The sequence below is a fragment of the Parasulfuritortus cantonensis genome, assembly GCF_004337445.1.
Classification (GTDB): domain Bacteria; phylum Pseudomonadota; class Gammaproteobacteria; order Burkholderiales; family Thiobacillaceae; genus Parasulfuritortus; species Parasulfuritortus cantonensis.
In genome coordinates, this window is record NZ_SJZB01000047.1 from 1 (window position 1) to 11,646 (window position 11,646).

Sequence of the window (11,646 nt, forward strand, 5' to 3'; positions counted from 1 at the left end):
CGTCCGAGCTGGCCAGGGTGCGGATGGCGATGTTGGTATCCATGTCGCCGTCGAAGCCCAGCCAGCCGATCGCACCGCAGTAGACGCCGCGCCGGTTGGGTTCCAGTTCCTCGATGATTTCCATGGCGCGCAGCTTGGGCGCGCCGGTGATGGAGCCGCCCGGGAAGGAGGCGCGCAGCAGGCCGACGGCATCCATGCCGTCGGCCAGGCGGCCGGTCACGGTACTGACCAGGTGGTGCACGGTGGCGTAGCTCTCCACCTCGAACAGGTGCGGCACCGCGACGCTGCCCGGCCGGCAGACCTTGCCCAGGTCGTTGCGCAGCAGGTCGACGATCATCAGATTCTCGGCACGGTCCTTGAGGCTCGCCGCCAGTTCCATGGCCAGCGCGGAATCCGCCTCCGGGGCACTGGCCCGGGGCCGGGTGCCCTTGATCGGCTTGGTCTCCACCGCGCCGCCGCGGACGCTGAGGAAAAGCTCCGGCGACGAACTCAGCACCCGGGCCGACGGATGGTTCAGGTAGGCGGAATAGGGTGCCGGGTTGATCCGGCGCAGGTGCTGGTAGCCGAGCCAGTGGTCGCCCTGGACCGGGGCGCTGAAGCGCTGGGCCAGGTTCACCTGATAGCAGTCGCCGGCGTGGATGTAGCGCAGGATACGGGCGAAGGCGTGCCGGTAGGCATCGCGGTCGAAGTTGCAGGCCACCGGCCCGATCCGGAAGGGTGTCCGGGCGGGATGGCGGGCGGCCGCCATGGGCGGTTCCGAGAACAGGGCAAGCAACCGGTCCCAGTCGCGCGCCGTACGCGGGTCCCGTTCGGCGCCCGCCAGCCAGGCGCAGCGCGTCTCGTGGTCGACCAGCACCGCCCAGTCGTAGATGCCCACCGCCATGTCCGGCATGGCTTCCGCATCCTGGGCCAGCTCGGGCAGGCGTTCCAGGCGACGCCCGAGGTCATAGCCGAAATAGCCGATGGCGCCGCCCGCGAAGGGCAGCTCGCCGGGCGTGGCCTCGGCCGCCAGGTAGCGGCGCAGCAGGTCGAAGGGGTCGGCGGGAGACAGCAGGGCGGTGGCGCGGGCTCCGGGAGCATGGTGGCGCACCTCGGTCATCGTCCCCCGGGTCACCAGGGTGGTGCTGGGCCGGGCCGCGATGATGTCGTAGCGTCCGGCCGTGGAACGCGGACGACCACTGTCGAGGAAGACTGCCCAGGGGTCGTCGGCGATGGCCTCGAACAGCTCGCCGGCGTCGGTGCGGTAGGGCAGGGGGCTCACGCGCATGGACCGTCCTCCGCCAGCAGGTAGGCCACCGCCACCGCCGGGGCACACCAACCGTGCGCCGGTACCCGGTCCGGCAGCACGTGGTGAAAGGCGGTCACCGGACGTTCCAGTCGCTGGCCCAGGCGGACGCCCAGGAAGGCCCCGGCCCCGGCCATGATCAGGGGTGCCGTTTCCCCCAGCCGGGCCCGGGAGAGCACCAGGCGGGCGGCTCGCTCGATGCGCTGCAACTGGGCCTGGGCGAACCAGGCGGCCAACTCCCGGGCGGCGTCCTCGGCCAAGCCGGCGGCGTCCAGGCCGACCATGCGGGCCAGGCGCCGGCCGCTTGCGGCCGCCGTCTTGGCGCCGCCATCGGCGCTGTCATGCTGGTCGGCCGTCTCCGGTAGCCAGCCCAGCACCCGGTAGACGTCGGCCGTGGTGGCGAAATGCTCCGCCATCGTGGCCAGCCAGTGCCCGCCCACCGGCGCCTCGTCCGCGACCGCCATGAGGGGCGTGCGCGCGACCCCCGTGTAGACCAGTTCACCGGCTTCCAGGCGATCGGCGTCGCCGAGGCAGGTGCTTGCCACCGTGCCGTCCTTCAGGGCGATGATGTCGGTGGTGGTGCTGCCGATGTCGACCAGCAGGCCCTCGCCGACCCGGCTTGCCAGCAGGCGTGCACTGGCGTGCCAGTTGGCCGAAGCGATGCGTCCGGCGGCGGCCGCCGTGGCGCCCGCGGCTACCCAGGCAGGCCCGGCGTAGAACCACACCGGGGCGGGTGCCAAGTGCCCGGTCATGGCTCCGGCAAGTGCCTCGACACCGGCGTCCCGGGAGTCGAACAGGTCGGCCATCTCGCCGGTCATGGTGACGGCGTGGCCGCAGGCGAAGGTGCCGGCATGCTCGCGGATGCGGGCGACCGCGGCGTCGAGGTGGTGGAGGCCGCGCCAGAGCGGGCAGGGCTCCTGCCAGACGCCGGTCAGGCGGCCGTCCGGGCCGAGCCGGGCGGCCTTCAGATGGGCGCCGCCCACGTCCCAGCCCATGACGGGGGCCGTCATGCCGCCACCCGTTCCGGGCTGCTCGGGTGGCCGAGCAAGTCCACGGCCCGGCGCCCCCGGCACGGCGAAAAGGCGGGCAGCGCGAGTATCCGCGCGGCCGGGTTGCTCGCGGTGGCCTCGGCCAGACCGGCATAGGAGAGGGTGATCCGGGGATTGATCTCGATGATCCTGGGGCCGTCCGCGGCGGCCACCAGGTCGACGCCGACATAGCCCCACAGGTCCGGCAGGGACTCGGCGACGGCGGCGGCGATCCGCTGGTAGGCACCCTCAGGGTCGGGCAGCGCGTTCACCGTGACGCCGGTCGCCTGGAAGCGGCCGGCCAGCACGGCGACGTGCTGGCGATTGACGGCGAGCAGTTGGGCCCGGCCCCGGCAGCACAGCATGGCCAGCGACAGCGCGGCGCCGGGAACCTGGTACTGGTATATGAAGCTTCCCGCCGGCTGCCGGGCGGCCCAGGCCGTTGCGGCATCCGGGTCGGGGAACCACAACGTGTCCTGGCAGCCGGCGCCGTCGTCGGGCTTGGCCACGACGGGACGGTCGTCCGTCATCAGGCCGGGCGCCAGGTAGACGCGGGGCAGGCGCAGGCCGGTACCGGTCAGCTGGCGCCAGGTGGCCAGCTTGCTGGCCGCGACCCGGACGGCGTCGGGATGGCAGCCGAGCAGGCGCTTGCCGGCGGCCAACACCCGTCGGCCGATGCCTTCCAGGAGGCCATCACTCTCGGGCGCGACCGGCAAGACCGCATCCGCCTCGGCCAGGCAGTGGGCGAAGTCGTCGTGGAAGCGGGCGGCGTCGGTGCCGACGACCTCGAACCCGGGCCGGGACGGCACGGCCAGACGGGCGTCCCGCAGGGTAATCACCTCGATCCCCGGCAGCGCGGTAAGATCGCGGACCAGGGCACGCCACATGAGTTCGCCGTCGCCGACGTAGTCGGGCAAAGGCAGGCCCGCGCAGCCGCCTCCCGTGACATACTCAAAGACGAATATTTTCATGCCTGCTTCCTTGCGACTCATTCCTGTCATGGACCTGATGGGCGGCCTCGTGGTGCGCGCCAAGGCCGGACGGCGCGACGAGTATCGTCCCCTCCAATCGACCTTGTGTCGATCCTGCCGGCCCGAGGCCGTGCTGGAGGGGCTGCTCGCCCTGTACCCGTTCGAGACCGTCTACCTGGCCGACCTCGACGCCATCCTCGGGCGCGGCGATCACGCCGAACTCGTGGCCGGCCTGCAGAGGCGTTTCCCGGGCCTGGAGTTCTGGGTGGACGGCGGCTTCTCCGATCCCGCGGCGGCGGCGGCCTGGCAGGCGCGCGGCCTCGGCCGGGCAGTGCTCGGCAGCGAAAGTCTGGCGCGGGCGCCGGGCCCCGGCGAGCTCGACCCCGGCGTGCTGCTCTCCCTGGACTATCGAGGTGGCGATTTTCTCGGTCCCGCGGCGTTGGAGGCCGACGCCGGGTGCTGGCCGGAGGACGTCATCCTGATGACCTTGGCCCGGGTCGGCAGCAATGCCGGACCGGACCTGGCGACCCTGGCTCGTTTCCGGGCCCGGGCGGCCGGCACGCGTTTCCTCGCTGCCGGCGGCGTGCGCCACGCCGACGACCTCGCCGCCCTGGCCGAGGCCGGCGCGGCCGGCGTGCTGCTCGCTTCGGCGCTGCATGACGGCGCCTTCAGCGCGGCGCAGCTGGCCGAGCTTTCGGCTCCGGCCCGTCCTGCCATGGCCGCCAGGGCGAGCGGCCGAGGGCCGGATCGGTGAAGCGGCCGAGCAGCGGATTCTTGCCCAGGGCCTGCCAGGCCGCCAGGTCCGGTCCGCTGTACCGGCACCAGGACTGGGGGGTCTCGTAGAGCGTGAGGCTGGCCAGGCCGGGGAGGTAGTCGATCAGGCGTTCCCAGATATACACGCAGATCAACTCCGTGGTGGAACGCCAGGCCAGGTCGGGGGTGGCGTAGTTCAGGGTGTGGTGGTCGAAGTCCTCGACCACCCGGGCGTTGACCACCCGCTTCAGGTATCCGTAGTCGAGCAGACAGCCGGTCGCGGGGTCGATCGGGCCGCGCACCTCGACCTGGAGGACATAGCGGCCGCCATGCAGGTTGCGGCACTTGGCCGGGTGGTCGGTGAGGAAATGGGCGGCGTCGAAGACCACCTCCTTGGTGACCGAAATCGTCGGGGTGTCCGGGTGGAAGCGCGCCCAGACGCCCGGCATGGCCGTCAGTTCCGCCTCAAGCCCGGCCAACAACCGTTCGGTGTCCGTCAGGGCCAGGGTGCGCAGGAGCGGCTGGCCGGCATCCAGTCGTCGGGTGCGCACGGCCAGGTCCCGGGCCAGGTACTGGGCGGCGTCGTCGGCTTCGTCGGGCGAAACGAACGGCAGGAAGAGATAGCCGGCGTGCAGTTCGGCCGCGTGGGCGACATAGGTCGCGTATTTCAGCGCCGGCGGAGGCGGGGGTTCCGTGGCCGGCGGCCAGGCGCCGACCAGGTTGCGCTTGTGGGCGACCAGACGGTTGCGGGCCATCACCCGGTGGCTGCCCGGTTCCGCCAGGTACTCCTGGCGGTAGCGGAAGCCGTAGGGTGCGAGCCGGGCGAGGTCCCAGAACAGCAGGTCCAGCCAGGCCACCTCGCCCTCGACGCGGCACACGGTACCCCGTTCCGCCACCCGTCCGGCCAGGCGCAGACCGGCGAGTACGGCCCGGGCCGGCTCGTCCGGCACGGTGCCGGCGGAAAGAGGCGCGACTTCCGCCTCCCCGAGGGCGTCCGGGCCGACCAGCCGATCCAGGGGCAGGGCGTGGCGCAGGGCGTACTCCTGCAGCGTGAGGCCGCTGCAGGCGTGTAGGTGGCGGTTGTCCGGCGCCGCCACCTCGCTACCGCATTCCAGGCAACGCACTGTGCGGTCCGCTCAGTTGTGGGCCGCGAAGGGGTGGCCGGCGTCCGACTTCCGGGCCACGACCTCGGCCGCGCTCGGCTGGCCCGCGACGGCACGCTTGATGGACTGCTTGGTGGCTTCATAGTTGAAGTCCTGGATCTTGGCGTCGTCCGCCGCCTCCCAGTGGATGAAGACGCCGACGCAGATGTAGACGTCGTCGGCCTCGGCGGCCGGGATGGTGCCGTCCTCGACGCAGTCGGCCACGGCCATGGCGACGCCGCGCTGGGCCGGGCCGAACATCTGCACCGCCTGCTTGGCACCCTTGATGGTGACCTTGTTGAACATCATGGTGTTCGGCTTGCAGGGGAGGTTGGGGGCCACCACCGCGAGCAGGGAGGTGAAGCCGTCCTTGTTGTTGACCAGGCCGTTGCAGAAGGCGGCCTCGGCGGCGCTGCCGCGCGGGCCCATGATCAGGTCGATGTGGGCCACTTCGTTGCCTTCGCCAACCAGCGCCTCGCCAACCATCACGCGATCGATCTTAGCCATCGTTTGTTCTCCTTGGGACAGTACCGACTCGGTAGTTCTGGAGTATCCGGCCCCCGCCGAGTCTTCCGCGGGCCGGGTACGGTTTCACACCTATACGGGTGTCTCGGGACGCTCCGGCACGGGGCCGGAACGGTTGTCGGGGTGGGCCGGCGCGGCGCCCAGGCGGTCGGCCAGCCAGGTCGCCACGCACAGGTCGGCGCTCGTGCCGGGATTGATGCCGTCGGCCTTGAGCCGCCGATCCAGGTCTGCCAAGCCTGGCCGAACGGCCGCCCAGTCGACCGCCGCTCGGGTGGCGGCCAGGCACTCGGCGGCCTGGCGGCGGACCCGCTCGGCGGTGTCCTCGCCCCGCTTGCGTGCCACGTGGCTATCCGGGAAGGCGGCCAGGAACGCCAGGTAGACGGCCACGAGTGCCCGGCTGTCGTCCCGCCAGCGCCGGCGCCCGGCGCTCAGGGCCGGGAGGCCGATCTCGAACACGTCCCGGAACCCGGTGGCGTACTGGTGGGCGATGCGGTCGCGCGCCGCCGCCGCCTGCATCGCCGCCAGCAGGGTGACGTCGGCGGCGGCGTGAACGTCGTGTGCCTCGGCGTGCCCGAGGCCCCCCGGGGCGGCCAGCGCGATGGCCCGGAATGCCCAGTCGGCGTCCGCCAGGCTCAGATCCGCCAGGACCCCGCGCAGGCGCGTGGCCAGGCTGGCGCCGGGGCGCCCGGTCTCCGCGGCCAGGAGCAGCGGGGCCGTGAGCAGCAGGATGCCCAGGTTGGTGTTGCAGGCGACGGCGGCGCGCGTTGCCGCCACCGCCAGGTAGATCCGTTCGCCGACCGGGCGACCAGGTGCGCACAGGAACGGCGCGGCGACCTCGGCGCTGACCAGGAAGTCCTCTGCGCGCATACCGTGGCCGGGAGATTCCTGGCTGACGTTGCCCGGTTTGAAGGCCGCCACGTCCAGGGCGCAGGCCGCCACGAAGGCGTCGGCTCGGGCGGGCATCGGGTTCGCCAGGCGGGCGGTCACGCGCGCCGCTCCGCGCGGCCGGGCGCCACCCGCCGGTCGATGAAGTCGTCCACCAGGAGGCCGGCGATGTCGGTCGTTGCGACCCCTTGCAGGCCCCGCCAGGCCGGGATGCTGTTCACCTCGATGACCATCAGGCGGCCGTCGCGTCCCCGCATCAGGTCGACGCCGGCATAGTCCATCGCCAGCGCCCGGGTGGCGGCCTCTGCCAGCCGGTGGAGCTCGGGGTCGGCGGGCGCCGCCGCACAGGCCGCCCCTGGGCGACATTGTTGATCCAGGAGGTGCCGCGGCGGGTCATGGCGGCGCGCGCGGTGCCGCCGATCACCAGTACCCGGTAGTCCTCCCAGCCGTCGTTCTCGGCGCCCACGTAACGCTGCAGGTAATAGACATTCTGGTAGTCGGCGCCGGCCGGCAGGTCGGCGGGCTGGCGGAGCCGGCGCAGGCCCTTGCCCTGGGAGCCGAACATCGGCTTCAGCACCAGTTCGTGGCCGCGTGCGACCTCGCGCATCAGGAGGGCGCGGGCATGGCTTTCCGATTCCACCACCCAGGTCGGCGGGGTGGCCAGGCCGGCCCGGTGCAGGAGCAGACTGGTCATGGCCTTGTCGACGCTCTTCTCGATCGCCCGCACGGGGTTGTACACGGGCACTCCGAGATGGGGCAGCAGATGCAGGAAGTCGAGCCGCAAGGTGACCTGCTCCAGGCTGCCGCCGGCCACCCCGCGCACGAAGGCGCCGTCCGGCAGGCGTTCCTCGAAGCCCGGCAGGACCAGCCCGCCCAGGCCAGCGTCGAGGTCTACCCGGCATTGGCCCAGGGACACGTAGACGGCCTGGTAGCCGCGCGCCGCGAAGGCGCGCGTGAGGCGTTTGCCATGCCAGCCGGGCTCGTCCGTGAAGATGGCCACGCGGCCGATGGGGGAGGCGGGGCGTCTCATGCGAAGGAGCGCTCCAGCAGGTCGGGGTCGAGTCGGCCGGCCTGGAACGTGCGGCCGCTGTCCAGGCAGGTGACCGCCACCTTGGCGGGCGCGAACAGCAGCGGGTCGATCTTGTAGAAGTCGTAGCCGGCGGCCTTGAAGACGTCGGCAAAGGGGGCGCCGTAGGCCGCCGACGCGGAACTGGGCAGGCGCCGGGCCAGGTCCTCGGCCGCCGCCTCCTCGCCGCGCACGAACAGGTGCACCCGGCCGCCGAACAGGATGGCGTCGTTGCTGCGCCCCATCGCGGCCAGAAAGTCCGGCGTGGGCGGACAGACCGGCGCCGTCGCCATGCCGTCGACGATGTGCTGGAGCGGGAAGCCGAGGAAATGGGCCTTGTGCATCGCCACCTCGAGCACCCGCGCCACCACCTGGACTCCGCCCGCCAAGCTCGTGGTCGGGGTGAGGATGATGGTCAGGCGATCCGCGGCCACCCCGCATTGCCGGGCGACGCGGTCGAGCAACCCGACCGGCGGCGTCTTGGCGGTCTCGAGCACGAGGCAGGCCCGTTCGGCGGTGTCCCGGTAGCCCAGCTCCGAATACAACTCCTCCTTGCCGGCCAGCGCCCGCCCAGGACCCGAACCGAGGGCGAAGAAGGCGCCCTTGCCTTCGCCTTCGGCGAGGCTCCATCCTGCATATTGGCTGCCCAGGCAGGCGAGCACCGGTTGCGCGGTGGCGACGTTCAGTTCCCAGGGCCAGTCGGGGTGGCCGCCCGCCGGTTGGAGGCGGACCCGGCCAAGGCCGCCCAGGCATATCTCGGCGATGCGCCGGCCGGCCTCGATGCCGCCTGGCGCGGCGATGCCGGCGTCGATCAGGCGGGTGCCGTTGTCGAGTCGCTGGACACCAAGGCGGAGGCTGGCCGCATCGGCCACCAGATTTTCCACGAGCGGGGCGGCGAGGCGGTTCAGGCTGACGGTATCTGAGGTAGGCATGGCGTATGAGTGGGTTCAGCAGACGCCGACGGGCGTCGCGAGGGTGTCGAATCGGTCCAGCAGCGCGGCACGCATGCTCTGGGCGGCGGCGCTGGCCGCGCCGGCGTCGGCCCCGGCGGCGGCAACGCAGCAGAGCGGGTCGCCGGCGGCGACGACGGTGCCGGGATTCGGGAGGTCGGCGCAGGCGTCCGGCCAGCTGAACCGGTTGGGCACGCGGGCCGGGCGGCGGGCGTAGACGACGGCGCTCGCGAGAGCGCCGGCCGGTTGCGGCAGGCTATCGGGCAGGTGCCCGCGGCAGGCCTCCCGATGCAGCCGGAACAATGGCGGCAGCGGGGAGACGTCCCACAACGACAGGCTGGCGGTGGGACGCGGATTGAGTTCGAGCAGCCACCAGCCGGTCTCGCCGATGATGAAGTCGATGCCGTTGAGGCCGCGCAGGCCGAGGGTCCGGGTAAGGTCGGCGGCGGCCGCGACGATGGCGGTGCCGAATCCGCCCGGGCAGTCGGGCAGGCGCACCGAGCCGGCGTAGCTCCAGGCCGAGGGGGCCTCTGCGGGTGCCGCCAGGGCGCCGTTGAAGCCGACCGGTCTGACGTCGCGGCGGTCCGCGAGGAACAGGAGCGAGCCGGGACGGCCGGCCACCCGGCGCTGGTAGTAGCGGCCGGGGTACCGGCGACCGCCGGTGGCCGTGGCGGGCAGGATGTGGCTGCCGCCACAGCCGCCGGCAAGTTTGGCGAGCCAACCGGCGGCTGCCGGCGGCGGCTCCAGGCGGGTCTCCGGATGCGGGATGCCGAGTTCGTCGAGGAGGACGGAGAAGCGCGCCGGGTCCGCACACGCCGCCACGGTTTCCGGGTCGTTGCCCAGGAGTTCACGGCCCTCCGCCAGGCGCGCGAGCAACTCCGGACGGGCCTCGAACCCGGAGCCGTAGACCAGTTCCCGGGCGTCGGGCGCGAGGTCGTCGGCGGTCCGCAGCAACGACTCGCGGTCGAAGCTGTAGTCCGGCCCGAGTGGGACGCGTGCCCAACGGCGGCCGAGGCGGCGGGCGTCGAGGTCGGCGAAGGCGTCGATGCCGATGCTGGCGACGCCCGCCCGGGCCGCGGCGGCCGCCAGGGCGCGGGCCGACAGGGAGACGATCAGGCAGGTGTCAGCCGACATGCCGGCGCGCCTCCGCCATGGCCTCGGCGAAGCCGAGGTAGACCGGCGCCTCGGTTGTCCGCATGGCCTGCAACAAGCCATGCTGGACCTTGTATTTGACGTTGCCGATGGCCAGGGGCCCGATGGCCAGGGCGCCGCCCAGGGCCACGCCGTCGTCCATGACGCCGATGCCGGCGATCCCGGACGGCGGCACGGCGTTGATGTCGGCCGCGACCAGCAGTCCGGTCGCCAGGGCCAGGTGGCGTTCGTCGAGCACGCGGACACCGGCCTTCGCGGTGCACAGGGCGACCTCGGTTTCGGCGATCAAGGCGTCCTTGCCGGCCTCGCTGGCGGCGTCGGCGGCCCGGATGTCGAGGCCGAGACGGGCCCGGATGGCGGCGACCGCCGCCTCGGCACGGGCCGGGCCGTCGTGACCGGGAATGGTCACCCGGGCACCGGCCTGGGCGGCCAGGATTGCCGCCACCATGCCCACCGGGCCGGTGCCGCCGAATACGGTGACGCGGCGTCCGTTCAGCCCGCCGCGTCCGGCCACGGCGTGCTCGGCCTTGGCCACCATGGCGGCGGCCGTGGTGTAGGCGCCGCTCGGGTCGGCGAATACGGACACCTGGAAGGGCGGCACCATGGCCAGGCGGGCAGCCTCGAGCATGGCGTGGGCGAGGAGGGCGTCGCGCCCGCCGATGAAGATGCCCGTGCGCCGGGCGCCCTTGGGGCCGCGCGAAAAAATGGCGTCCTGGGTGAAACCGGCGATCTCGTCGGGGCCGACCCCGGCGTAGGGGATCACCGCGTCCCAGCCGGCGTCGTAGGCCATGTTGACGTCGAAGGGGCTGACCCGGTTGGCGGGAGTGGCGAAATGCAGCAGGTAGGGCTTTTCCATGGTTTTGCTCGGCAAGGTGTCGTTCATGTGGCGCTCGCCCGAGCCGGAATGCGTTCTACGCTCAGGTCGGCACCGCGATTGCGGCCGGAGCAGACCAGGAACTCCAGGCCCTGATCGGCGAACGCGCTCCGTAGCGCCCGGAGCAGGGCATGGGCACGGGTCTCGGAGTCGAGCAGGACGAACCCGGTCGGCCCCCACGAGCTTTGGCCGACCCCGCTGGCGCCGTTGTGCGCACACCAGTCGAGCGCCCGGGCTACCCGCCGGCTGGCGAAACGTCCCCCCTGGGCCGGCGCGAAGTGGTCGCCGACGGCCGCCTGGATGGCGCTGATGGCGGCGCCGAAACCGGCGATGTCGTGCTCCGCCAACGCCGGCAGGGCCTGCATCAAGGCCAACCGGCACAGGCGGCCGGCCTGCTGTTCGGAAAACATGGGCAGCGCCGCGAAGGCTTCCTTCTCGGCGGCGCCGTGGAGTCCGCGGAAGCCGTCGTCCAGAATCAGCAGCAGGCGCCAGCTGGCGGGAAAGTCCAGGCGCGCGGTGATCCGGGGCGGTTCCTCGGTCGCACCGCGGCCGCCGTCGAGCACGAAACCGCCCTGTTCGAACAGGCCGAGGCCGATGCCGGAGCGTTGGCCGCGGTTGAGCGTCGCCGCCAACGCGCGAGCATCGCACTCGGCGCCGTACAGGTGTGCGAGGGCGCTGGCCACGGCGAGGGCGAGCTGGGTGCCCGAGCCGAGGCCGGCGTGTTCCGGGATGGCTCGGTGGACGACGATATGGGCGCCCGTGGCGATCCCCATGTGGCGCAGCGCCAGCCGGGCATAGGTCTCGGCACGGCGGGCCTGGGGCCCTTCGGCGCAGATCCGGTCGGCCGTCTGCGCGGTAACCGTGGTGGCCACCTCGTCGAGCGCGAGGCCGAGGCTACCGAAACGGCGGCCGAGACCGCCGTGCAGGTCGAGAAAGCCGAGGTGCAGCCGGGCAGGGGCGCTGACGGTCGTGCTGTAGAGGTGGGCGGTCATGCAACGTCTCGTTGGTCGGTGTC

Annotated in this window: 11 protein-coding genes and 1 pseudogene; 1 reads left to right on the forward strand and 11 read right to left on the reverse strand. The window is 72.5% G+C overall.

Features of this window, described 5'->3' with window-relative positions; genetic code table 11:
- The 3 genes from pabB to EZJ19_RS13525 form a co-directional block, all read right to left on the reverse strand.
- A partial coding sequence (gene pabB, locus EZJ19_RS13515; protein WP_131448458.1) for an aminodeoxychorismate synthase component I occupies nt 1-1,267 on the reverse strand: 1,267 nt, incomplete at its 3' end.
- Nucleotides 1,258-2,295, reverse strand: coding sequence for a hydantoinase/oxoprolinase family protein (locus EZJ19_RS13520; RefSeq protein ID WP_131448460.1), 1,038 nt, complete (start codon nt 2,293-2,295; stop codon nt 1,258-1,260). The genes EZJ19_RS13520 and pabB, both read right to left, overlap by 10 nt.
- Nucleotides 2,292-3,284, reverse strand: coding sequence for an ATP-grasp domain-containing protein (locus tag EZJ19_RS13525; protein WP_131448462.1), 993 nt, complete (start codon nt 3,282-3,284; stop codon nt 2,292-2,294). The genes EZJ19_RS13520 and EZJ19_RS13525 overlap by 4 nt, the downstream gene beginning before the upstream one ends.
- Between EZJ19_RS13525 and EZJ19_RS13530 the strand changes: the two genes are divergently transcribed.
- The gene (locus EZJ19_RS13530) at nt 3,283-4,038 is read left to right on the forward strand and encodes a HisA/HisF-related TIM barrel protein (RefSeq protein ID WP_131448464.1); all 756 of its coding nucleotides are present in this window, start codon (nt 3,283-3,285) and stop codon (nt 4,036-4,038) included. The genes EZJ19_RS13525 and EZJ19_RS13530 overlap by 2 nt on opposite strands.
- On the opposite strand, the gene EZJ19_RS13535 is transcribed toward EZJ19_RS13530, so the two are convergent.
- The 8 genes and pseudogenes from EZJ19_RS13535 to EZJ19_RS13570 form a co-directional block, all read right to left on the reverse strand.
- Entirely contained in the window at nt 3,953-5,161 is a 1,209-nt protein-coding gene (locus EZJ19_RS13535) for a 6-pyruvoyl trahydropterin synthase family protein (RefSeq protein WP_240754776.1), read from the reverse strand. The two genes, EZJ19_RS13530 and EZJ19_RS13535, sit on opposite strands and share 86 nt — an antisense overlap.
- 12 nt (nt 5,162-5,173) lie before the next feature.
- On the reverse strand, nt 5,174-5,686 hold the full coding sequence (gene fae / locus EZJ19_RS13540; protein ID WP_131448466.1) for a formaldehyde-activating enzyme: 513 nt from the start codon (nt 5,684-5,686) through the stop codon (nt 5,174-5,176).
- A 90-nt stretch (nt 5,687-5,776) separates the two neighbouring features.
- Nucleotides 5,777-6,691, reverse strand: a complete 915-nt coding sequence (locus EZJ19_RS13545) for a triphosphoribosyl-dephospho-CoA synthase (RefSeq protein WP_206199435.1) — start codon at nt 6,689-6,691, stop codon at nt 5,777-5,779.
- A pseudogene (locus EZJ19_RS13550) lies at nt 6,688-7,619 on the reverse strand (ATP-grasp domain-containing protein). The gene EZJ19_RS13545 and the pseudogene EZJ19_RS13550 overlap by 4 nt, the downstream one beginning before the upstream one ends.
- Nucleotides 7,616-8,587, reverse strand: coding sequence for a methenyltetrahydromethanopterin cyclohydrolase (mch, locus tag EZJ19_RS13555; RefSeq protein ID WP_131448468.1), 972 nt, complete (start codon nt 8,585-8,587; stop codon nt 7,616-7,618). Before mch ends, EZJ19_RS13550 begins: the two are co-directional and overlap by 4 nt.
- 15 nt (nt 8,588-8,602) lie before the next feature.
- Nucleotides 8,603-9,739 carry an ATP-grasp domain-containing protein gene (locus tag EZJ19_RS13560; RefSeq protein ID WP_165873578.1) on the reverse strand — a complete coding sequence of 379 codons (1,137 nt, stop codon included), beginning with the start codon at nt 9,737-9,739 and terminating at the stop codon, nt 8,603-8,605.
- Nucleotides 9,729-10,640 (reverse strand): NAD(P)-dependent methylenetetrahydromethanopterin dehydrogenase, encoded by a 912-nt coding sequence (locus EZJ19_RS13565; RefSeq protein WP_420813136.1) that lies wholly within the window; start codon nt 10,638-10,640, stop codon nt 9,729-9,731. Before EZJ19_RS13565 ends, EZJ19_RS13560 begins: the two co-directional genes overlap by 11 nt.
- Nucleotides 10,637-11,623, reverse strand: coding sequence for a beta-ribofuranosylaminobenzene 5'-phosphate synthase family protein (locus EZJ19_RS13570; protein ID WP_206199436.1), 987 nt, complete (start codon nt 11,621-11,623; stop codon nt 10,637-10,639). The genes EZJ19_RS13565 and EZJ19_RS13570 overlap by 4 nt, the downstream gene beginning before the upstream one ends.
- Nucleotides 11,624-11,646: the final 23 nt, after the last annotated feature.